Origin of the sequence: Salinimicrobium sediminilitoris (genome assembly GCF_020866905.1) — a bacterium.
In the GTDB taxonomy this organism is placed as follows: Bacteria; Bacteroidota; Bacteroidia; order Flavobacteriales; family Flavobacteriaceae; genus Salinimicrobium; species Salinimicrobium sediminilitoris.
In genome coordinates this window covers 186,261-209,796 of record NZ_JAIVCC010000016.1, presented here as the reverse complement: position 1 = coordinate 209,796, position 23,536 = coordinate 186,261, and the positions used below count along the sequence as shown (strand labels likewise).

The window sequence follows — 23,536 nt, the reverse complement described above, 5'->3', positions numbered from 1 at the left end:
AAATTTTTAAACCTTCCTAACTAGAGAAACTTTGTCAGTTTTTCTATAAAATATAACTGAGAACCTGGGTAAAAATGATAATGGCAACCAGTGCAAAAGGATAAACAGTCGCATAAGCTACCTGTGGGCCTTCGCTACTTGTCATTGAATCAACAGCACTTAACCCCGGGGTACTGGTCATCCCACCTGTCAAAGCTCCCAGCACTGACAGAAAATTCATTTGAAGAATAAGTCTGGCTACGAGGACTACAAAGATCATGGGGATTAAAGTTATCGCTGCCCCTATTGCAAAAAGACTCAGCCCATACTCCTGTATCGTAGGACCTAACTGGCTTCCGGCAGCCAGGCCTACAGGAATTAAAAAGAGTAAAAGACCAAATTGCCGGAGGATGTGATTTCCGGTTCCCGGAAGATTCCATAAAATTGGTCCTGTTTTTCCAATTCTGCTCAAAACAAGGGCAGCTAACAAAACCCCTCCTGTAAGACCCAGTGAAAACGAGCTTCCCCCGGGAAGAGGTACTTCAATACCTCCCAGGATCAAGCCGATTACAATACCCAGTGCTACCGGTAAAAAACTGGTAGTTTCCACTTCCTTCATGCTATCCCCAAAAAGCAGGCTGAGACCATTGACATTTCCCCTGGTTGAGGAAATAAAAAGTCGGTCGCCGAATTTCAGTTTTACAGATGGTCTTGCAGGCAGATCAATACCAGCCCTTCGAATCCTGGTAACGGTAGCCTTATAATTTTCTCTTAAGTTTAATTCCCCTAATGTTTTGTTTACCACATTTCGTTTTGAAACTACATACCATCTTACTTCGAACATACCGCTCTCGGGGATATCAACCTCTGTTGGCTTTCCTAAAAGCAATTCTACTCTTTTAAGCGCTTCATTCGTCCCTACAGCACGTACGAGATCACCCTTTCGGAGAACGAGGTCTGCTGCCGGCGGAATGGAAGTTTCATTTGCCCTCATGACCCTGGAAATATTCGCTTTGGTCATTAACCTAATATCTAATTCCCTAATGGTTTTCCCGTCGGCATTCTCATTGGTTATAATGAAATTCTTATGGGTAACTTCAGGGATCTGGGTTTGAGTTTCTTCGGCATATTTTTGTTCTTCCTTAGCCATATTGGTGGCAAAAATTTTCGGAATCAGCCTTACAAAAAGGATCACCCCTACTACCCCGAAAGGATAAGCGATCCCATATCCAATGGATGCCAAAGAGGAGCCGGTAGCTTCAATAGCTGCTGCTAAACCCGGAGTGCTGGTTAGCGCTCCCGAAAACAGTCCTACAGAGAGCCTGTAGTCAATGTCGAAAACAATGGCTAAGACAAATGTTGTAATAGCACCCACCACAACGGTCAAAAAAGCCATACTTATAAGCTTCATTCCTTGCGACTTATAAACTTCAAAAAAAGTGGGCCCGGCCTGCATTCCAATAGTAAAGATGAAAAGCAATAACCCTATTTGCTGAATGATTCCCGGGAAGGCAAACTCGATGCCCTGGGAAAACATTACATAGCCATAGAACATGGCAACAAAAATCACGGCCGAAGAATCCAGGGAGAGACCCCTAAAGGATACCTTACCCAGAATAATACCTATACCAATGATTATGAACAGAGCAACATAGTCAACGCTAAGAAAGTCAAGGAGTGAAGACATTTAAGATCTGATTTTAATTATTTTCAACCGTCGATAAACCACTCAAAAATGGCTTTTCGAAAAACAATTTTACCGCTGCAAAGATTCAACTATTTGAATGAATAATGTATGCGGGGCTTGTAAAAAAAACATCTCTTTAAGAACGGTCATTTAGACACAGAAAGCTAATGTGTTCACCCATAACCGATTTGATATTTAGGTTATCCTTCCTTACCGGCCGGGCTGGTGAAGCGGTCTAATAGATTTCCCTAATTCACCCGCACATCCTGAAAGTAATTCCTAAAAATGGCAGCGGTTTTTTCCAGGTTTTGAGTGTCGGGTGGATCTACATCTTTAAGCTTATATTCCATTCCCAAAGCTTCCCACTTGTGAACGCCTAATTGGTGATAAGGCAGGATCTCTACCCGCTCTATTGTTTTGTAGTTCCTAAAATGTTGTCCAAGTTCGTGCAGATGCTCCTCCTGGTCACTCCAGCCGGGAACCAGTACATATCTTAGCCACATAGGTTTTCCCGTGGACTCCCTGTATTCGGCTACTTTAAAAGTGCTGGTATTAGAAACGCGGGTGAGTTTTTTATGCCATTCGTTGTTGAAATGCTTCACGTCCAGCATTAGCAAATCGGTTACATCCAGGAGGTCCTTTGCGGCTTGATCAATGAGTCGGCCATTGGAATCAAGTACTGTATTAATATTTTCTTCGTGCAGCCTGTCGAAAAGCTTTTTAATGATGCTGCGCTGCAGTAGCGGTTCTCCACCAGAAACGGTCACCCCGCCTTTTTTTCTAAAATAAGGTTTCTGCTTTATTGCCCTGCTTACAAGCTCTTCGATCTCCAACAAATTTCCGCCCTTTATATCCATAGTATCGGGATTAGCACAGTAAAGACAGCGAAACTGGCAACCCTGTACAAATACTACCATTCTAATGCCGGGACCATCGTGGGTTCCAAAAGATTCAATGGAATGCACTCTAAGCTGTTGAGATGATCCCAGATTCAATTGTTCTACTTCCTGTGCAACCAGCAAACCATCTTTTATCATAATCCTCGATTTTGTATAAAGTAATAAAAAAAACATCAGGAGATCGCTTTAGGGGGGAAGGCTGAAATCTCCTGATGTCAATTAAAAACTCAATCCTAAACTTAAATTTACATTCTTTCGTGGAAGGTCCTTGCGATCACCTCCAGTTGATGTGCTTTTGAAAGCCTGATGAAATTCACGGCATATCCCGAAACCCTTATTGTTAATTGTGGGTAATTTTCGGGGTGCTCATAAGCATCCATCAAGGTCTCCCTGTTGAGCACGTTGACATTAAGATGGAAACCATTCAATCCAAAATAAGCATCCAGCAACCCTGTTAGGTTATCGATCTGTGCTTCCCTGTCGCTGCCAAGAGATTTGGGTATTATCGAGAAGGTGTTTGAAATTCCATCCTGTGCGTCACGGTAATCCAGTTTGGCAACAGAGTTCAAAGAAGCTATAGCTCCATGTTCATCGCGACCGTGCATAGGGTTTGCACCGGGAGCAAATGCTTCTCCTGCTTTTCTGCCATCGGGAGTAGACCCGGTCTTTTTACCATACATCACATTTGAGGTAATGGTAAGCAGGGAAAGCGTGGAAAATGCATTTTTATAACATTTATGTTTTGCCAGTTCCTGAGAAAAGAATTTGGTGATCTCACGAGCAATGTTATCCACCCTTTCGTCGTCATTTCCAAATTTTGGATATTCCCCTTCTACTTTAAAATCTACAGTAAGCCCATCTTCATTACGTACAGGTTTTACTTTACCGTATTTAATTGCCGAAAGAGAATCTGCAATGATCGATATTCCGGCTATTCCATAAGCCATATCAATGCCGGGATCTGAATCTACAAAAGCTAATTGTGCTTTCTCGTAGTAATATTTATCGTGCATGTAATGGATGATGTTCATGGTCTTGGAATACACCCTTGCCACTTCCACCATAGACTTTTTAAAATTGGCCATTACTGCCTCGTACTCCAAATATTCATCCTGCAGGGCAGGTATTCCTTCCAGTAAGGACTGACCCGAATTTTCTTCGCGACCTTCATTAAGAGCCATTAATAAAGTTTTTGGAAGGTTTACACGCGCTCCAAAGAACTGTATTCTTTTCCCGAGTTCCTGGTAGGAAACGCAACATGCGATCCCATAATCATCAGAACCTCTTACCTCTCTCATTAGGTCATCATTCTCATACTGTATTGAGGAAGTATCAATAGATACCTGTGCACAAAATTCTTTAAATCCTTCAGGAAGATCCTGTGACCAAAGTACAGTAAGGTTTGGTTCGGGAGAAGCTCCAAGGTTGTAAAGAGTCTGTAAAAACCTGAAAGAAGTTTTTGTAACCTTTGTTCTTCCGTCATTGAACTGGCCGCCGATAGCTTCGGTCACCCAGGTAGGGTCTCCACCAAAGATCTCATCATAAGCTTCCGGACGCAGGTGTCGGACCATACGCAACTTCATTACGAACTGGTCAATAAATTCCTGTGCCTCTTCTTCAGTAATAATACCTTCAGCAAGATCATTTTCAATAAAAATATCAAGGAAAGAAGAAACGTTACCCAAAGACATAGCCGCACCGTCCTGTTCTTTTACAGCGGCCAGATAGGCCATATATACCCACTGTACCGCTTCCCGGGCATTCTGTGCAGGTCTTGCAAGATCGAGACCATACATTTCCCCCATTTTCTTAATGTCTTTAAGAGCAATGATTTGATCTGTGATCTCTTCTCTTAACCTAATCTTATGTTCGGTCATTTCACCATCCACAAGTCTCTTGTCCTCTTCTTTTGCTTCAATAAGACGGTCAATTCCATAAAGGGCTAAACGGCGGTAATCTCCTATGATCCTTCCGCGAGCGTAGTTGTCGGGTAATCCAGTAAGAATTCCCTGAGAACGATAATTTCTTATCTCCTCATCGTATGCAGCAAACACAGCGTTGTTATGGTCTTTAGTATAATTAAAGACATCTTTAACACGCTGCGTTACCTGCTGACCTTTTTCGGCCACAGCTCCTTCCACCACACGAATTCCGCCAAAAGGCTTCATGGCTCGTTTTAAAAGCTCATCTGTTTGCAGACCTACTATTACTTCAAGATCTTTATTGATATAACCGGGTCCATGACTTGTAATACTGGAGATATTTTCTGTATCAATTGCCCTGCAGCCATTCCTTTCCCTCTCCTCCTTCATTGCGATAAGGCAGGTTTCCCACAGTTCTTTTGTTCTTTCGGTGGCACCGGCCAGGAAAGAAGCATCCCCATAATATGGACTCACATTTAATGTCACAAAATCCCTGACATCGATCTTCCTGTTCCAGGCTCCTTCGCGGAGCGCGAGTACTTCTTGAGATAGGCTAAGCATAATTTTTGTTTTAGCTGAAGAAGGTATTTTCCCTTTTTTGATAAGTACCTCTTCCTTTAATTTCAAAGCAAATTTCCGTCAGAAATCACAGCTCTAATATGACAATTATCAGGATTTGGCATTCCTGACAGCCCGCGTAAATTTTCAATCGTTTTAGTTAATAAAAAACTTTATAAAGTTTGAATTAACAGCATGGCAATTAAAAAAACCTTCCCTACATCTTAGAAAAGATCAAAAAAAAAGATGAAGCAAAATGCTTCATCTTTTTCTATGAATTAAAAGGATTAATTAGGATTCCAAAACTTCCAATACCGGGGTTACAGGCTCTGCCTTTATCTCGGTTTTAAGATTTTTTGCCTTTAGCTTCTTAATATCTCTTTGAATAAGGAAAGAGAAGATCAATGCTACTACAAGAAGTCCTGCGAAGAAGTACAATGTAACATTATAGTTATCTGATACCGTTCTGGTCCAGGCTGCGAACAAAGGACCTGCCATGCCCGCTGCTGCCCAGGCCGTTAAAATATAGCCATGGATAGCTCCCAGTTGTTTTGTGCCAAAAACGTCTCCAATATATGCGGGAATAGTGGCAAAACCGCCTCCGTAACAGGAAAGGATCAAAAATATGATACCTTGAAAAACAATTGGATTTGTTGCTGTTGGAAGGATAAAGAAAGCTACTACCTGAATCGCAAAGAAGATCGTGTACATTGCCGGCCTACCTATGTAATCTGAGAAACTTGCCCATCCTATTCGACCGGCACCATTAAACAGTCCCATAATTCCTACCATGGTAGCCGCTGCGACCACAGTCATGCCCGCATATTCCTGTGCCATTGGCGAGGCAACCGAAATAATTGCAATTCCGCAGGAAATATTGATGAAAAGCATGAGCCATAAATACCAGAAACGTTTGGTCTTTACAGCTTCATTAGCTGTTAACTGAGAGAGGTCCTGTTGTACCCTTTTCTTTCCCGAAGCTTCTGTAGCATGAAAACCTTTGGGCACCCAGTCTTTAGGAGGAGGCGCAAGATAAAGGGATGAGAAAAAGATGATAATGAAATAAAGACCTCCCATAATAAAGAAAGTACTGGCTATCCCTACTGCAGAAATAAGATAAACTATTACCGGACTACTTATAAGTGCGGCAAAACCAAAACCCATAATGGCGAGACCTGTGGCAAGACCACGTTTATCGGGGAACCACTTTACCAGGGTAGATACCGGGGTGATATACCCAAGACCAAGACCTATTCCTCCAAATACCCCGTAGAAAAGGTAGAGCAGGTAAATAGATTCAAGATAAATTGCGAGACCCGAACCCGCTATTCCAATTCCGAAGAAAATTGCGGCCAGCAGTCCCGATTTTCGAGGGCCTTTCTTTTCCAGATAATGCCCCAGGAATGCAGCTGAGATCCCTAAAAAGAATATTGCCAGACTAAAAGTAAATTGGGTATCGGCGAGTTCCCACCCAAATTTTTGAATAAGGGGTTTGGTAAAAACGCTCCATGCATAAACAGAACCAATAGAAATGTGGATACCCACGGCAGATGCGGCTATAAGCCATCTATTTTTAATTTTTCCCATGAGAGAAAGTTTTATAAGAAATTTAATAATTCAACAAAATAATGACAGTCACCGGTAAAAAAATATGACTGCGGTCAGCCCGGTACAAATGCTAAAGAATATCTGCTGAAATCAATTCCGTTCTCCTCTTTTCAAGGAAAAACCTGTAAATTTACGCCCGCTAACCAAAAACATTAAAATGATAGAACAGGAAGAGTACAGGGAAGAAAAATTACCCGAATTATATTCAAAAATGCTCATCCTCATCTTTGCTATTCTTTTCTCCACGATCTTTGCAGCTGCCCTGTTTATCGTCAACCTAAGAATTTTGGGAAAGACAAAAGAAGCCTTTTGGGTATTGATCTTCGCTATTGTTTATCTTATCGCTACCGGCCTTGTCATGCAGGTATTTGGCCTTGCTCCAAGTATGACCATCATAGCCAATGTTATTGGAGCCGCTATTCTAAACGAGTTCTTCTGGAACAAATTCATTGGCAGTGAATTTTCTTATAAAAAGAAAAGCTGGATCAAACCTACTTTAATTTCCGTGGGGATTGCCTTGTTATTCTTCCTGTTGGTGATGGGAAGCATGTAAAAAAGTGGGCAGTGGGCAGTTAGTAGGCAGAAAAAAATAAACAGCCAACTCTTCGAGAAATCTGGTAAATAAATTCCAGGATCCCCGGTGAAAATGATAACAGGTTAACCATCATGAGATTTCTCAGTCGCGAAAAAGATCCTTCGAAATGACATTTTCTCAATCTTTTCTTCGTGCTCTTATTTCTTAGATTATTGGAATTAGGGAGAAACATTTTCAGAAAAAAACAAGATTGGCTCCAAATTTAAAATTTGAATGGGAGGCAAAAAGAAAAACCTCCCAAGGGAAGGTTTTTCTTGTTTAAAATCAACTTATCTATACTGCCAGCAGGTTTTTCTGTTCCTGCTTCGACATTCTTTTATAACGCACGATTGCTATAAAAGTAATAGCCAGCAATATCCCGGTCATCCAATAGATCCATCCCGGAATTGGAACAGGATCTCCCGAAGCATAAGAATGCAATCCAGACAAATAATAATTCACGCCGAATGAGGTCATAAGAATAGATGAAAATGCCCACAAACTGGCAATGTTGAGAACAAGAGAGTTTTTGAGTTTAGGAATAAGCCTCAGGTGGAGCACAAAGGCATAGACCATAATTGAAATTAAGGCCCAGGTTTCCTTTGGGTCCCATGCCCAGTAACGGCCCCAGCTTTCATTGGCCCATACCCCGCCTAAAAAGGTACCTACAGCCAGAAGAAATAGACCAATTGTGATAGACATCTCGTTAACCATGCTAAGCTCCTGCATGCTCTTCCACCATTTTGCTGAAGGTTTTAAGGGTTTAAATATCAGCAGTATTAAACTCAGCAGAGCCAGCAGGGCAGCAAGGGCAAGCGGTGCATATCCACTTACAATAACTGCTACATGTATTTTAAGCCAGTAAGAATGAAGTACCGGCATAAGATTAGTGATCTCGGGATTTAGCCAGTCAAGAAAGGCAACGAAAAGTAAGGTTCCGGAAAAGAGGATCCCCAGAGGTACTGTAAAATGTGATTTTTTCTCAAATACTAATCCGAAGAGGAGAATACACCAGGCCACAAAAACCAGCATTTCGAAACCATCACTCCAGGGAGCGCGTCCCGCGATATACCATCGCAATCCAAGGTGGATTGTAAAGAGTGCCAATCCTGCCCATGCAACTGCAAGACCTGCAATCCAGGAATAGCGTAACCATTTTGGTTGTGAAAACAACTTAATAATTGCCAGCACCAGCATTACTGCCCCCAAGATCCAAAAGATCCCAAACAGCCTGTTTCCAAGATTAAGTTTATTATAAATAATTTCTGTCTGCAGCCTTTCTTCTCCGGGATGCACCTCTGCCCCGGCTTTTTCCTGAAACAGTTCTATATAAGACAGCACTTCGTTAGCCTCTGCATAGTTACCTGTTGCAATACCTTTATTAAGTGCCGATAAATAAAGAGGGGTGATGCTTTTCACGAAGAGTGCATCCTCTTCATCAAATCCCATGTTATGCTGGTTAGCAGTAAACCAGGTATTATTCTCATCCAACCGGTTTGGAAAGAGCTTTAAAAAGTCACCTCTTAAGATCGCATAGAAGATATTGAACCGCTCATCTACTTTCAAAAGTTCTTTATGCGCTTCGTTTCTTTCTGAAGGTTTGAGTCTGTTGGCTTCCTCTACCAAACCCTGCAGAAGATAATTTCCATCTGGGTCGATCAATTCCTGAAAACTCACACTGCTTACCGGCGCATGTCCTATAGCTTCAAATATGGCGGTTCCTTTCTTTTCATCAACCTTGATCAATGGCAAAGCACTGAATCTTCCCGGGTCAAGCTGCACGGCAAGTAAAAATTGTTCGGCGGTAAGTTCAATCTCTCCTCCGGGTTGATCAATGCTAATGGTGGAGCGACCGCTTAATTTCCTGGTGATCTCGTTAGCGAGGGTATTGAGAGGTTTCATACGCCCATCAAGATCCTGAACAACAAGATTGCCATACGCCTGTGCCTGGGAAAGCGGAACTACAGCCTCCCGTATATTCGGCACTTCATTATGCCCATACATCTTCATCCCAATAAACAGGGAAAGCAGAAGGGCTAGAAAAGTGAGAGCGGTAGCCTTTGGAAATACAAATTTAGGCAAGGTCTCTCTACCCTCTTCCTTTAGAGATCCTTTTTCTGAAACTTTGATCCCGCCGGGCATTTTTGGACCCTTTTCATTTATAGTTTTGATCCTGCGGTTAAGAATACTGAACCTGCTGCCCTTCACAAAAAAGGTGAAGAACATTCCAATGGTAAGCAGCGTATAGGACAAATAGGTAATGTAAGTACCGGGCCGATCCTGACTCACCGAAAGAACGGTCCCCATTTCATCGGTATCATAGGAAGCCTGGTAAAAACGATAGCCTTTATGGTCGAGAACATTATTCATAAAAACCCTGTATGGGAAACTGGCTTCCTCATCTATTACCTGGAGTTCACTGGCATAGCTGGAAGGACTCTGACTACCGGGGTAGCGTTCCAATTGAAATTCCCGGAGCTGTAAAGCAAAAGGTAAAGTTTCCTGGCGGGGACCATATGAAAGGGAATATTTTTTACCATCTGCAAAGAATACGTGTTTCTGGGGATCCCTTGTAACTATGGGAGTGTAGGTGCTTAATAATTCCTCTCCCTCTGCATTGGTTACCTTTAGCCTTAGCATGGTAGGCAGTTCTTTGGCAATTTCTTCGTCTTCTTCAGCAAAATAAACTAGTTGCTTACCTTCATAAACCCCTTTTACAAGAAAAGCAGAGCTATCGGCCTGGTAAAGATTTCTTACCTGTAACGGAGAAATCTCCCCGGCTTTTAACACACCCATTGCCTGGGTTGTCATCTCGACCACATGCATATTCCTGTCACTTGAGATCATCCATTTTCCATCTTCCTTATACACCTTAATATTTCCTGTTCCCTCTTTGGTTGTGGACAGTTTCATTTTACCAAACGGGAGATCTTCCCCCATTGGCAGGAGATGATCTTCACGATCTGCCCCAAAGGCCATCGCAATATCCACAAGAGTATCTTTTCCCGGCAGGTATTCTCCCCGGGCTCCTTGAACATACCTGTCAAGGGAGACGGTGAAAATCTTCTCATTTAAATTAACGACCACTTCCTGGGGCTCAAATTCATAAGAGCTTATCTCAAGCGGCTTTTCAAACCGTAAGTTTCCTTCTCCTACCCAGTCATCACTAAGCTGCAAAAATTTATCTGCCGAATAGTAAGTGTTCTTTGTTTCTCCTTCCCTAATATGAATAATCCCTTCATTGCTAAAGTACCTGGTAACTCCGGCTCCCAGGATCATAAGCACAAACGCAATATGAAAAAGACCCAGGGGCCAGCGCTTTTTTGAGAACAATTTGTACTTCCCAATATGGGCTAAAAAATTTACTGCCAGCCACACCATTATCACTTCAAACCACCATGCCTCGTAAATCAACTCCCTGGCAACGGCTGTACCGTGATCATTTTCAATAAAAGTGGCAACTGCCATAGCTCCTGCAAATGCAATTATGAGTAAAAAAGACACTTTAGTGGACAATAAGATTCTACCTAATTTCATTTTGATCAATTTTAACCTTGACACCTCTGGCAGCAGTACTGCCCTCAATTTTTTATATAAAAAAGGCCAGCCTGAAAATTCCGGTAACTGTTATTTTCAGGCCGGCCGGCAACTACAAACTTTCTAATTATCTACTGCTCACTTTTTTAACTGAAAGGGTTCTTGCTTCCCTTTCTTTACCTTCTTTTATCCAGTGAGGAATTACCTCCTCAAGAAACTTTTCTTTTGTTTCCAGTTCTTCTGGCATATCAAGTCCAATATATTTTTGCAGCACGTCCTTATCATTCAAGTTGGGCATTTCCACTGGTTCAATTTGCCCTAATTCAGCCAAAAGACGGGTAAGTGCGATACGGGCTTCCTGAATTTTTCCGGTAGCAGAAGTTACTATCCTGCTGGTTTCAAGCGGCGCATGGAAAGCTGCTCCATGAGAGGCTACAGAAAAGTCCCAGCGCCATTGGGCATGTCTTATTTTAAGCAGAATATCTTCCATTTGAGCTTCTGTAGCTCCCAGCTCCCAGGCTTTTTTTGCTTCGATATGCGCCTGTGCAAGCTGCTTTTGTAAATATCCGGTGCCTTCTTTGATCTTACGTTGCCGCTCATAAACGTCGTTCACCAAATCTTCTTTTTTCTCCCTGTGACATACAAAGCAGGAATTTTCAACATTTGAGAGAGGAGAACCTATATGGTGATCGGTAAATTTTTGTCCGCCTTCGGTTTTGTATGGCATGTGACAATCTGCACATGATACTCCCCTTTTGGCATGCACGCCCATGGAGAAGATCTCATAATCGGGGTGCTGCGCCTTTATCATAGGTGTTTTGCTCAAGGGATGCACCCAGTCTGCAAAATCGATATTATCATAATATTCTTCCATGGCTTCCACGGTTAAACCGCCTTCCCATGGGAATTTGAGGTAAGCCGCCCCTTCCTTACCGGGTAAGTCTTTAGCAAAATAATACTCCACATGGCATTGGGCACAAACCAGGGAACGCATTTCCTGGTGGGAGACATCACTTATATTCTTGTTCATGGCCTCAAAAGCCTCAACAAGAGCCGGGCGGGTGATAGTGAGGTTCATAGTCTGGCTGTCATGGCAGTCTGCACACCCAATAGGATTGATCATTTCACTTCCAAAATCAGATAATTTATGGCTGTAAAACTCAGTCACTCCTATTTCATCCATAAGTCTTGGCACATCTGTACTTTTACAGGTCCAACAGGTGCTGGGCATGGGGCCTTCTCCTTTTTCCCATGGGGAGCCAATCCTTGCAGTAGCTCTAATATCAGTCAGGGCATGCGCGTGACCTCTTGGCTGGTTGTAATCCTTACTAAAACCATATCCTGCCCATAAGATCACCAATTCGGGTTGGGCATCGAGAACATCGGCAAAACCGCTGGTACTGTAAAGTCCTTTAAAAGTGGTGTCGGCAGTTTTTTTATAGGATTGGTATTGTCTCGGGTAGTTAAGACCCCAAACAGAATCCCTTGGCTCTATACCTTCTATCTCTACCTTGGGCTGATAGGCAAAGCGGGCTTCGGCTCTCCGGTCCATGATCGTATAGGCCAGCAGCGCCAGCAGAAATACAGCTATTACGGTTACTATAAAAATGATCCAGTTTTTCATAATTCTATGGTTAGTATCAGGTTGTGCAGACGTTTATTGTTTTTATGGATTTGTTGGTTGAACTGTCGAAACAGTATCTTTTTCTTTGTCTTCGGCTATATAATCCTTTAACCAGGAAGGAATGACATCGCGGTCTTCGGGCACATGCATTTCAACAGGTTCTATTTGATATCCCACTGCCGATAGACTTTTCACCCTTCCGTGAGGTACTTCCCGGTGGCATTCCCAGCAAGTGCGGTCTGTTCTATGTACCTCATGATCTACAACGGTAGCCGTGAGTTTAGGATCTGTGATACGGGCATCATGGCAGCGAATACAGTTGTTCTGTATTACTTCTACAGATGGCTCCCGCGCCTTAATCACTTCAGGTTCTGCCCGTAATGTAAAAATGGTGGAATGATAAAGACCATCCATTGCTTTAAAGTAATACGAATTGAAAACATTATCCTGAGGCACATGACAATCGTTACAACTTGCTACCTCTCTATGAGAACTTTTGTTCCAGGTTAGATATTGAGGTGTCATGACGTGACAATTGATACAGGCTTTAGGATCATCGGAGAGATAAGAAGTAGCGTTACTGAGTTTTAAAACGTAAAATCCGAGACCCAGAAATGCCCCCATGGATATCGCCGCAGCAAGCCCCCATTTTTTGGGAGGCAGAAGACGACGGAAAAAGGGCTTCTTTTTGGAAGGCTTTGTCATAACCTACTATTTGTGGTGTAAAAATACCCTCCCGATGCTTTTTAAAATATGATAATTATCAGATTAGAACTGAAAATCCTGACAAACTGGAAATTATTTTTAGAAAATCCCATAGACTGAAGTTCGCTTAATTTCTTTGGAGTGGCTTATTTTCTCAGGACTCTGTGCCCTCTCCCCGTTGAATTGGAAATAAAATGATGACAGCGAGAAGTAAAAGATAGAAAAGACATAAATAAGCAAACCATTCCATAGTCACAGGAAAAAGAGAGGCCGGTTCAAAATAGGCTGCAGTTATAGCATATAGCAGTAGCCCGGCAAGTCCCAGAAAGATTAGCAGGTAAAAACTTCTTCTCCATGGCTGCTGCGGAGAAAGGGGCGCAAAATGCCTTTTTTGGGACCTGTTTGGGAACCGGAATTCTTTTCAGTAAAAACTTAAATAAAGGCTTTATTGCTTAACTTAGAACCGGTTGCCTCTTTACATCATGAGCTATGGAAATGGATAAAAAGCTCCTGGCGATAAAACTCCTGCACACCTTGGTGTGGGCATTTTTTGTGACCATCATTTTCTATATCGTTTATTCGGGTCTTGCAAATAAGCTCACCACTTTTACCTGGATCTCCATTGGTTTGATCATTGTTGAAGGGCTGGTGCTGCTCCTGTTCAAAATGTTTTGTCCGCTAACGGTTATAGCCAGGAGATATTCAGATTCAGAAAAGGCAAATTTCGACATCTTTTTACCCGAGTGGCTGGCAAAGTACAACAAGGAAATTTTTACTTCTATTTATTTATTGGGAGTAGCTTTGGTTCTGCTGAGGCATTTTGAAGTTTTCTAAACCTTGGGACCGGCCGATCTTTTATTTCTTTGTCATTTCGAAGGAGCCTTTTCGCGACCGGGAAATCTCATGATGTACTATAAAAATTTCCCGCAAAGGCCGTAAATAGATCCTGTTCATTGTTTATTGGTAGATATTAACAGAAAAAGGCCACAGACCCGCCTGACGGACGGGCAGGTGCACAGATAACTCTTTATTTACTCATACTCCTGTCCTTTTCATTTTCAAATCTTCAAATCACCACATCTTCAAATGATTTCTGTTCATAGTTAATTGCTAATAGTTAATTGAAAATTTCCCAATCCACTGGATATTAAAAATTTAAACTAACTTAGAACTTCCCTCCCAGATCGGTTTCTCAAATAACCAATTATTCATTATAGTTATGAAGCAAGTAATTCAAACCCTTCAGAAAAACGGCCTTCTGGCAGCTGTTTTCTTCCTGAGCACCGGAATCTTTTTTGCGCAGGACAAAGCTCAGCAGATCGAAAACCTGCTAAGCAAATACCATGAATATGATCAATTCAACGGCTCTGCTCTGGTAGCAGATGACGGGGAGATCATTTTTTCCGATGGTTATGGAATGGCCAACATGGAACACGACATTCCTAACACCCCAAAAACAAAACACCGTATAGGTTCCATAACCAAACAATTCACTGCAGTCCTGATCCTGCAGTTGGCAGAACAGGGAAAACTAGAATTGGATAAGCCCATTTCAACTTACCTCCCCGATTATGAAGGACCTGCAGCCGATGTTGTGACCATTCATCACCTGCTCACCCATAGCTCGGGCATTCCCAGTTACACTTCTTTTCCGAACTTCTTTGAGGAAGAAAGCCGGGATCCCCGCACTCCGAAGGAATTTGTAAAAGTATTTTCCGATTCTACATTGCAATTCACTCCGGGGGAGCGGTTTGTTTACAATAATTCGGGATATTTCCTGCTGGGCCATATTATTGAGGAAGTGACAGGCAAATCTTATGAGCAGGTGCTGCAGGAAAATATACTGGATCCACTCAACATGAACGACACCGGCTATGACCACCATAGTACGATCATTAAGAACAGGGCTACGGGATATGAAAAAAATGGCGATGGTTACGTTAATGCACCTTATTTGGATATGTCCCTCCCCTATGCCGCAGGTTCCCTTTATTCTACCGTGGAAGACCTCTACAAGTGGGACAGGGCGCTGTATGAAAATGAGATACTTTCCGAAGAATCCAAAAAACTCATGTTCACTCCTCAAATGCCCGATGGGGATTCAAAATACGGCTACGGCTGGAGCATTGGAGCCTTGCCTTTAGGTAATTCGAATGACAGTATACCAATTGTTGCCCACGGGGGCGGCATCAATGGTTTTAATACCCTCATCGTTCGTTTCCCCGAAGAAGATGATCTGGTCGTACTACTCAACAATACCGGCGGCACCAGGTTAAGGGACATGGCTGTTGGCATAAACAATATCCTGCACGGGGAGGAGGCAGAAATGCCGAAAAAATCTGTAGCGATGGAGGTACTTCCAGTGTTTATGGACGAAGGGGTGAATGCCGGCCTGGCTAAATACCAGGAGCTGAAAGCTAATGACACTTATGCCCTGCGGGAAGGTGAAATGAACCAGGTTGGATACCGACTCCTGCAAAACGGAAAAACCAAAGAAGCTATTGAAGTCTTTAAGATCAATGTAGCTGAATTTCCTGATTCCTGGAATACCTATGACAGCCTTGGGGAAGGATATATGATGGACGGGCAGAAAGAGAAAGCTATTGAGAACTATGAGAAATCCATAGAAATGAATCCCAACAATGACAATGGGAAAGAAATGCTGGCGAAAATAAGGTCCCAGCCTTAGACGCATGGAAGCTAAGGTCAACAAAGAATGGCATGCCTCACATAAGATGCCCAAAAATCCCAGTATGGATCAAAGGATCGCCTGGCATCTGGAACATGCGCAAAACTGTAGCTGCCGCAAGATCGAAGGCAAACTTGCAGAGGAAATGAATAAAAGGGGAATTAAATTCTGAAGCCAAATGTTTTTTCAGGCATTCAAACAAAAGAACCTTCCCGCTGCGGAAGGTTTTTCTATGCCTTTTTTCCTCCGGAAGGTTTTTGCAGCCTAACAAAAACAGGTGAAAACTTTATTCAGGAGCTAAAAGGGTGTAAATTAGAGAGGAGCGTAATTACTGGTGTAGAATTAAGTTATTTCTGTTAGTAAGGAAAGGGAAAAGAGCTGTTCTCTGCTCCTCAATTACACCGGAATTTCATCTAAAGTATGGATAATGGAAACTCCGTTTACAATAGAACAATTTTTTGAGGTATTCGAGAGATACAATACTTCGGTATTTCCGGCCCAGCTCATCTTCCTTTGTTTAGGCATTATCGCTTTGCTGTTAATTACTTCCCGAAGAAAAAACAGCAATTACTTCATCACGGGTTTTCTGGGACTTCTCTGGCTCTGGATAGGTATTGTCTACCATTTAAGCTTTTTCACTTCAATAAACAAAGCCGCCTATGGTTTTGGGATCCTGTTTATACTTCAGGGGTTGTTCTTCATGAGGGAGATTTTCAGAACTCATCTAAATTTTGATTCTGAAAAGAACGGGAGAACCTTCCTGGGATATTTCTTTATACTCTTTGGCCTTATTTTTTATCCAATTATAGGTTACCTGTTAGGCGCGAAATTAAATGTCACAATTTCGCTGGGATTACCATGTCCCACGACTATCCTTACTTTTGGATTTTTGATGCTCTCCAAAAAGGGGTTTCCGAAGTACCTTTTAATTGTTCCCAGTATCTGGGCGGTCATAGGAACTTTTGCTGCTGTAAACTTTGGGGTATATCAGGATTTTCTCATGTTGATCGCTGCAGTAATTGCTAATTTTTATTTGCTGAAAAAAGAGAAGGTGCCGGCTATTGCTTAAACTCCCAAAATTTCTAAGATGCAAAAAAGCACATCTTTGAATGGATTTCTTGGCAGTCTTCAGGCAATTAACGGTCTAAGAGCTTTGCTGGGCGGATACATGCTCATCACAGATCCCAGCGGAAAAAGCCTGGACCTAAATGTGGAATGGCTGCAAACAACTCCATTCCCCAATTATCTGATCCCGGGCATCGTTCTTTTTTTGCTGATGGGAGTAACCAATGGCTGGGGAATGTGGCTCATCTTTAACCGGAAAGAAAACCGCGCAGCCTTTGGGACTTTAGTTGGCCTTTTTCTCTTGGCATGGATCATAGCACAGGTGATCTGGATAGGTTATAAAGATTTCCTGCAACCGCTCTACTTCGCAACCGGCCTGCTACAAACTTTTTTCGGACTCGCCCTTACCACCCGGCGAAAAAAAATTTAAGTCTTCATCTAAATGATTATGAATACTCCAGAATAGCCACCTCGAGAAATCTCAGGCAGTAGTAAATTTTCACACAAAGCCCACAGAGTCAAAGCGAATCTTAGCTACAGGTCCCATTCGTTAACCGGAAAGCTCGTAAACAACACCTTCTGAAAAAATTTCTCTTCAAAGAAAAAGTAATAGATTTTTTATTTAATTTCCCTTTCGAATTAAGAGATAACTTCTTACAGATCCTGGAATTACTTCCTTGAAAATTATAATATTGAGAATTGGATATTATCAAATTCCAGAATACTAAATGTTCAAAAAAGAGGATAAAATTGATTAAGATGTTATTGAATTTTAGATCTATTAATTTTATCCCGTATGAATACAAATTCAGGTCTTATTAAACCAATATTGCTTTTTATATTCAGCTTCCTCCTTTTATCGTGCAGTACCGACGAAAATGAAGATGACCTATTACCTTTCTCTACTGATCCATGTGAATTGGTCACACCAACACCAGAAGGCTTAAGATTCGAAGGGATTTATGATCCTCCAATAATCACCTTAGAAGAAGATCATATTTTTTATTCTAATGAAAGAATGGATATTGAATGGAGTTTGCCCGGAGATCTATGGAATACAGAAATCCAGTTTATAGAAACAAGCCAACCCTTTAGTTGCGATGACTATTATAAATTTCATGAGCTTAAAAATGATGGATTTGGTTATGGTTATCAATATGTTCATTATTATAGCAGTCCACAAAGTTTATCATATCAGGACACGATTTTTGTTAGCTATAGAGCACGATCGACCGATGTTAACATGGTAAAAAATTATAGTTTATGGACTAATATAAAATCATTTATCATAGTACCTGCCGGGGATCTAAATAAAAAAACTGTTTCAGAAATTTATAATTTGAGCTTCATTACAGAAGAACAAGATCATCATTATTATTCCGGGGTTACTTCCTTTCCAAATTACAGACTGTCGGATATAGCAGATGCTAATGAAATTCCTTTTGAAAAAATTAAAGTCGTGAACCTCGTTGGATTTCAGGTTACATTCAAAACTTTTAGAGAGGACGGATCGAATCCCTTTTCCAGCATAATCATAGGCTACGATGATAAAATAAACCCCCAAAGTACCTTTTATCCTTTTGATGTTTTGGGCGTTGCATATCCCGGTTCCTTTGAAGAAAGCCCTATGCCGGGAAACATTCAGAAATTGGGAAACTTAGAGCAGAATATAATTTCAGATGTGATGAATTACGACTTAAAAGTCGCATATCACCTTGAAGAAATAGCCGGATCTCAACAGGAAATCGAGTTAAATTTAATTTTCGATATTTATTACGAGGATTAAAAATGATTCGTCTTTATAATTTCGATGTATTTGCTCCGGTTTACAACCGCGGTTCATCGCCAATGGGCGGCAACCTTAGAAAAACAAATTAAGTGATCAACAAACTAATACCAGATCGAAAAATTTGAATTCCTATTCCCACCACTTGTCCATAACCGTAAACCTTGGACAATTCATCCTACACCCAACACTATGAAAAAAATCTTCCTATCAATATTTATAATTCTATTAGCGCTTATTTCATGTAGCAAGGACGTGGAACCGGATAAAACGGACGAGGAATTATTAAATGGGACCTGGACGATCAAAAAAGCTGTAACCTACAAGTATCTAAATGGAGAAGTCGATGCCATTGAAGAATCCATCAGCGAAGAACCTTATTCCCAGTTGAAATTCAATCTGGATAAGGAAGTTATTTATTCAGATCCAGGTATAACGCAACCAATAAAAGGGAAATGGCTTTTAAATGAAAAAAATTTAAAAACCGATTTGAAATTAGAGCCGGGTTCCTCAACCGGGTACGGGACCATTTATTTTTTCCCGGAAAATACCATCCTTGAATTAAATCAAACAGAACTAATCTTAAGATCTCCCATGAGTCAGGAAGTCACTCACGAAAACGGGAATAAAACAAAGGCCTACACAGAAACCTATTTAGAAAGGTAAAGACCATTTACAACAACGGTTGACCGGCAAATAGGAAATGACCATTTAAAAATGCCATTTTTACTACCTTTAAAAAAACTTTTAAAGGAACAATTGGCTTTCTACACTCCGGGAACCCGGGAAAGGCGAAACCTTTAATTCAATTAGTATTGAATCCCGGAAAAAACCTTTTTATAATGGCAATCCAACCCCTGGTAACTATAATCATGGCAGTCAAAGATACTGCCCCTTATCTGCGGGATTGTCTGGATTCGGTGATGGCACAAACCTATGAGAACTGGGAACTTATTGCTGTTAATGATCATTCCTCAGATGATAGCCCTAAGATCTTAAAGGAATATGCTGCAAAAGACTCCCGAATCCGGTTTTTCAACTCTAATCAACCAAGACTGATCCCGACGCTGCAAAGAGGATATCGGGAAGTAAAAGGCAGCTTGATCAACAGAATGGATTCCGATGATAAGATGCCGGACTATAAGCTACAGGTACTCGTGGAAGAATGGCTTAAATATGGAAAAGGAACTGTGATCGCGGGTGGTACCGAACATTTTGTAGATAAAGGAGAGGTAGGTGAGGGATTTATCAAATATGAAAACTGGCTTAACGAAGTTGCCAGGACCAGTACCCATTACCGGGAGATCTACAGGGAGTGCGTGATCCCGTCACATTGCTGGCTCCTTCACAAAGAGGATCTCGATGCTGCGGGAGCCTTTGATCCCATTGTATATCCCGAAGATTATGACCTGTGCTTCAGGTTCTATGAACGGGGACTGAATGTCATTGGAATAGACCGCATCCTGCATTACTGGCGGGATCGGTCGGAAAGGATCTCCCGTACCTGGGAAGAATATGAAGACAACCGCTATTTTGACCTCAAACTGCGTTTTTTCTATGAATTGGACAGGGATAATTCCCGGCCTCTGGTATTGTGGGGCGCAGGCAGGAATGGTAAGGACATGGCCAAACTTTTACAGTCATACGATGATAAGTTTCACTGGGTATGTGATAACCGCAGAAAAATAGGCAAGGATATCTACGGGGTTCGTTTGGAACATTATAAGGAGATCATGACGATGGAAGATCCTCAGATAATGGTTGTAGTGGCCTCTCCGGAAGGGAAAAAGGAGATAGAACAAAAACTGGCTGCATGGGATAAAAACCCTGTTATTGATTTCTGGTTTTTTGCGTAATTCTGTAAGACTGAAATTTAATCTCTAAAAAATTAAGAACTCCCTGTCCTTACAGGAGATTCCTGACTCTTTTATAATCGGCAACTATGAAAAGGGACACTCTTTTATTAATAGCAGGTTTCGTTTTATTATGGAATTCCGGGTTTATTGGAGCTGAATATGGATTGCCCTATACGGGGCCTTTTACCCTGATCTTCCTGAGATACGTTGCAGTAACTGTATTGTTGCTGGAATACCTTTTGCTAAGAAATAGATTAAAATGGGTTGGGCTAAAGACAGCGTCCATAAATATGTTCCTGGGTTTTCTTGCGCACGGCGTGTGGCTAACCTGTGTTTTACTGGCTCTGGATAACGGAGTTCCGGCAGGAATTGTAGCCCTTATTGTTGCCCTTCAACCTCTGGCGACCGGTGCTTTTTCTGGTTTTGTTACAGGAGAGAAAACCGGCTCCTTACAGTGGCTGGGTCTTATATTAGGCTTTATTGGAGTAGTGATAACAGTGGCTTTTCGAATAGATTTCAGCAGTTCGGGTTCAGTTTTCGGTTATCTTATTCCCCTTGGGTCTGTTATAGGAATTACTATTGCTACTTTAGTTCAGCGAAAAATAGAGATCAATGATAAAGCAGAAAAATTACCACTTGATCAAACCCTGTTCTATCAAAGTCTGGCCACCATGCTTGCCCTGGCACTACCTGCTGTTTTTGTGGAAGGCCTGGCAGTTGAATGGGTTCCCAAGTTTACTTATGCAATGTTGTGGCTGGTCTTCGCCGTTTCCCTCGGGGCATACTTCCTTATGTGGCGCTTAATTGAGAGACTGGACGCTACCCGTGTTGCAAGTCTGTTTTACCTCGGTCCGCCGGTGACCATGTTCATGGCCTGGCTGGCCTTTGACGATAAGGTTAAGCTTGTTGATTATTTAGGAATGGCCATAGTACTTGCAGGAATTGTAATGGCCTCCAGAACCAAGTCAAAAGAAAAAACCCATAGCCAATCATAAAAGATCCTTCACATCGCGATAACAGCAACGGAAAAATAATGCTGATCGCCCCTGCGGAAGCTCATGTTGTACGGGGTCTGAAAAATGTCATCTCGAAAGAGCTTTTTCGCGACTGAGAAAGCGCAGCTTCGACAAAGTCAAATCTCATGAGGTTGAAAATTTTCTCGAAAAGTCCAACCGCAAAGGGCCCAAAGAGATTCGGTTCATTGGTTGATGATCATTGCTAATTGAAAAGAAGCTACGTACCCGCCTTACGGACGGGCAGGTGCATAGATAATTTTTTAATCTCTCCCTAATCCTGAAAGAGTTTGGAGGCTGTGTTCTTTTTCTGTTTTCCTCGTTTCTGACCACCGACCACTGACCACTTTTTCCCTTCATCATCAAATTTTCAAATCACCACAACTTCAAATTGGATTAACATTATCTTTATCTCCTTATGATCAACGAGCAATATTTTCAGGAATTTCCCCAGCTAAAGACCCAAAGGCTGTTTCTTCGGAAGCAGGAGCTGAAGGATGCGGCTTCGCTGCAGCAATTGCGTTCCAACGATGCAGTGATGAAATTCATGGATTCAGATAAGCATCTTGATACTAAAACTTCGGAAGCTTTTATAGGAAGGAACCTCGAAACCTATGAAAAGAAAAGCGGATTTTTCTGGGTGATCACGGAGAGGGAGTCCGGAAATTTTATGGGAGATATCATTTTACACAAGATCGACAGGACCAATGCCCGCGCCGAGATTGGCTACACCCTTCATCCCGATTACTGGGGCCACGGTTATATGAAAGAAGCCATGCGTGCAGTGATCTCTTTTGGATTTAATGACCTCGCTCTCCATAGCATCGAAGCCAATATCAATCCCGCTAATGACACCTCCCGCGCCCTCCTCCTAAAAATGGGTTTTATAAAGGAGGCTTACTTCAGGGAGAATTATTACTACAATGGAAAGTTCCTGGACAGCGAGATCTATTCTTTGCTGGAGAAGGATTTTTTGAGGAAGTAAAAAATCTCACACCTGAAAAAAAAAGAGGCCACGGAAAATTTCATGTTTGGCTTCAAATGTTTTACGCAAAGCCGCAAAGAAGATCAGCAAAGGCCGCGAAGATTTTTGTCTCAAATTGGAATTTGGCGCTTGTTATTTGGAATTTTTAAAAATATCATTTCGAACCCGCCTGTCGGACGGGCAGGGGAGCTTTTTGCGACTGAGAAATCTCATCATGTGCTATGAAAATTTCTTACAAAGAAATCCTGTTCATTGCTAATTGATCATTGTTAATTGAAAAATGCCACAGAATTTTTCCGGAAAACAATAAATTCAGCTAAATCTCTACGAAAGATCCATCTGCACACGCGGCATTTGGCCAAAAATGGGTAAATTAGGATTTTCAGGAAAAACCTGATCAAAAAGCCTTACCAACTATAAACTTTCTAACACGATGAACATCTACAAAGCAATTAAGGAAGACCACGATATACAAAGAGATCTTTGTGACAAATTATTAAAAACTTCGGGGGAGTCTAAAGAGCGTAAAGAGCTTTGGCCTGAGCTTAGAAAAGAATTGGAAGTCCATGAAGTAGCCGAAGAACGCTACTTTTATTCACCCCTCATTGACACCGACAGCATGCAGGAAGATGCACGTCATGGGATGGCAGAGCACCATGAGATCGATGAACTTATTCAGGAACTGGAGGCCACTAAAATGGATTCTCCTCACTGGCTGGCAACCATGAAGAAATTGAGCGATAAGGTGCACCACCATTTGGAGGACGAGGAGGAGGAATTCTTTGGAAAGGCAAAAAAGGTCTACACCCAAAAAGAGAGCGAAGAGCTTGCCGAAAACTATAAGAAGTCCAGGGAAGACTACAAGAAAGGTTGGCCGGAATCGATTCCCGGTTCAGGCGAGGAGGTAGAATAGGACAAACAGCTTATCAAAATGTCATTTCGAAGGAGCTATTTTTAGCGACTGAGAAATCTTATTTCTGACTGATGATTATTGTCTAAATCAACTGACTACTAACTATTTTCACGCAAAGGCCCCAAAGAAAATCTGC

The 23,536-nt window shown here is 41.8% G+C and carries 19 protein-coding genes; 12 read left to right on the top strand and 7 right to left on the bottom strand.

The genetic code is table 11. From position 1 onward, the window contains the following. Positions 1-43: 43 nt before the first annotated feature. The 4 genes from LA313_RS14590 to LA313_RS14575 form a co-directional block, all read right to left on the bottom strand. Positions 44-1,666, bottom strand: a complete 1,623-nt coding sequence (locus tag LA313_RS14590) for an aspartate:alanine exchanger family transporter (protein ID WP_228916278.1) — start codon at positions 1,664-1,666, stop codon at positions 44-46. Positions 1,667-1,914: 248 nt separating this feature from the next. Next, the gene (gene pflA, locus LA313_RS14585; protein ID WP_228916276.1) at positions 1,915-2,703 is read right to left on the bottom strand and encodes a pyruvate formate-lyase-activating protein; all 789 of its coding nucleotides are present in this window, start codon (positions 2,701-2,703) and stop codon (positions 1,915-1,917) included. Between the two features lie 107 nt (positions 2,704-2,810). Next, a complete protein-coding gene (gene pflB / locus LA313_RS14580) occupies positions 2,811-5,048 on the bottom strand; it encodes a formate C-acetyltransferase (RefSeq protein ID WP_228916274.1) in 2,238 nt (745 codons plus the stop codon). A gap of 288 nt (positions 5,049-5,336) precedes the next feature. After that, the gene (locus LA313_RS14575; RefSeq protein WP_228916272.1) at positions 5,337-6,632 is read right to left on the bottom strand and encodes an L-lactate MFS transporter; all 1,296 of its coding nucleotides are present in this window, start codon (positions 6,630-6,632) and stop codon (positions 5,337-5,339) included. Positions 6,633-6,810: 178 nt separating this feature from the next. Between LA313_RS14575 and LA313_RS14570 the strand changes: the two genes are divergently transcribed. Continuing rightward, positions 6,811-7,206: a hypothetical protein gene (locus tag LA313_RS14570; protein WP_228916270.1), complete on the top strand. Its 396-nt coding sequence runs from the start codon at positions 6,811-6,813 to the stop codon at positions 7,204-7,206. 315 nt (positions 7,207-7,521) lie between these two features. Here LA313_RS14570 and ccsA read toward each other — a convergent pair whose 3' ends face one another. From ccsA to nrfH, 3 genes are all read right to left on the bottom strand, one after another. Further along, a complete protein-coding gene (gene ccsA, locus LA313_RS14565) occupies positions 7,522-10,764 on the bottom strand; it encodes a cytochrome c biogenesis protein CcsA (RefSeq protein ID WP_228916268.1) in 3,243 nt (1,080 codons plus the stop codon). Between the two features lie 127 nt (positions 10,765-10,891). Beyond that, positions 10,892-12,388, bottom strand: a complete 1,497-nt coding sequence (gene nrfA, locus LA313_RS14560; protein WP_228916266.1) for an ammonia-forming cytochrome c nitrite reductase — start codon at positions 12,386-12,388, stop codon at positions 10,892-10,894. 42 nt (positions 12,389-12,430) lie between these two features. Beyond that, entirely contained in the window at positions 12,431-13,093 is a 663-nt protein-coding gene (gene nrfH, locus LA313_RS14555) for a cytochrome c nitrite reductase small subunit (protein ID WP_228916264.1), read from the bottom strand. Between the two features lie 489 nt (positions 13,094-13,582). Between nrfH and LA313_RS14550 the strand changes: the two genes are divergently transcribed. From LA313_RS14550 to LA313_RS14500, 11 genes are all read left to right on the top strand, one after another. Then, on the top strand, positions 13,583-13,927 hold the full coding sequence (locus tag LA313_RS14550) for a hypothetical protein (RefSeq protein WP_228916261.1): 345 nt from the start codon (positions 13,583-13,585) through the stop codon (positions 13,925-13,927). Positions 13,928-14,312: 385 nt separating this feature from the next. Beyond that, positions 14,313-15,782, top strand: coding sequence for a serine hydrolase (locus LA313_RS14545; protein ID WP_228916258.1), 1,470 nt, complete (start codon positions 14,313-14,315; stop codon positions 15,780-15,782). A 4-nt stretch (positions 15,783-15,786) separates the two neighbouring features. Continuing rightward, positions 15,787-15,954 (top strand): hypothetical protein, encoded by a 168-nt coding sequence (locus LA313_RS14540; protein WP_228916257.1) that lies wholly within the window; start codon positions 15,787-15,789, stop codon positions 15,952-15,954. Positions 15,955-16,209: 255 nt separating this feature from the next. After that, on the top strand, positions 16,210-16,851 hold the full coding sequence (locus LA313_RS14535; protein WP_228916256.1) for a DUF6064 family protein: 642 nt from the start codon (positions 16,210-16,212) through the stop codon (positions 16,849-16,851). Positions 16,852-16,869: 18 nt separating this feature from the next. After that, the gene (locus tag LA313_RS14530) at positions 16,870-17,277 is read left to right on the top strand and encodes a hypothetical protein (protein ID WP_228916255.1); all 408 of its coding nucleotides are present in this window, start codon (positions 16,870-16,872) and stop codon (positions 17,275-17,277) included. 366 nt (positions 17,278-17,643) lie between these two features. Then, complete coding sequence (locus LA313_RS14525; RefSeq protein WP_228916254.1) at positions 17,644-18,633, top strand: hypothetical protein; 990 nt, start codon at positions 17,644-17,646, stop codon at positions 18,631-18,633. 192 nt (positions 18,634-18,825) lie between these two features. Continuing rightward, a complete protein-coding gene (locus tag LA313_RS14520) occupies positions 18,826-19,299 on the top strand; it encodes a hypothetical protein (RefSeq protein ID WP_228916253.1) in 474 nt (157 codons plus the stop codon). A gap of 176 nt (positions 19,300-19,475) precedes the next feature. Further along, positions 19,476-20,489 (top strand): glycosyltransferase family 2 protein, encoded by a 1,014-nt coding sequence (locus LA313_RS14515; protein ID WP_228916252.1) that lies wholly within the window; start codon positions 19,476-19,478, stop codon positions 20,487-20,489. 86 nt (positions 20,490-20,575) lie between these two features. Continuing rightward, a complete protein-coding gene (locus LA313_RS14510; protein ID WP_228916251.1) occupies positions 20,576-21,484 on the top strand; it encodes a DMT family transporter in 909 nt (302 codons plus the stop codon). Positions 21,485-21,920: 436 nt separating this feature from the next. Further along, entirely contained in the window at positions 21,921-22,487 is a 567-nt protein-coding gene (locus tag LA313_RS14505; protein WP_228916249.1) for a GNAT family N-acetyltransferase, read from the top strand. A 433-nt stretch (positions 22,488-22,920) separates the two neighbouring features. Beyond that, on the top strand, positions 22,921-23,400 hold the full coding sequence (locus tag LA313_RS14500) for a hemerythrin domain-containing protein (protein ID WP_228916248.1): 480 nt from the start codon (positions 22,921-22,923) through the stop codon (positions 23,398-23,400). The last annotated feature ends 136 nt before the right edge of the window (positions 23,401-23,536 follow it).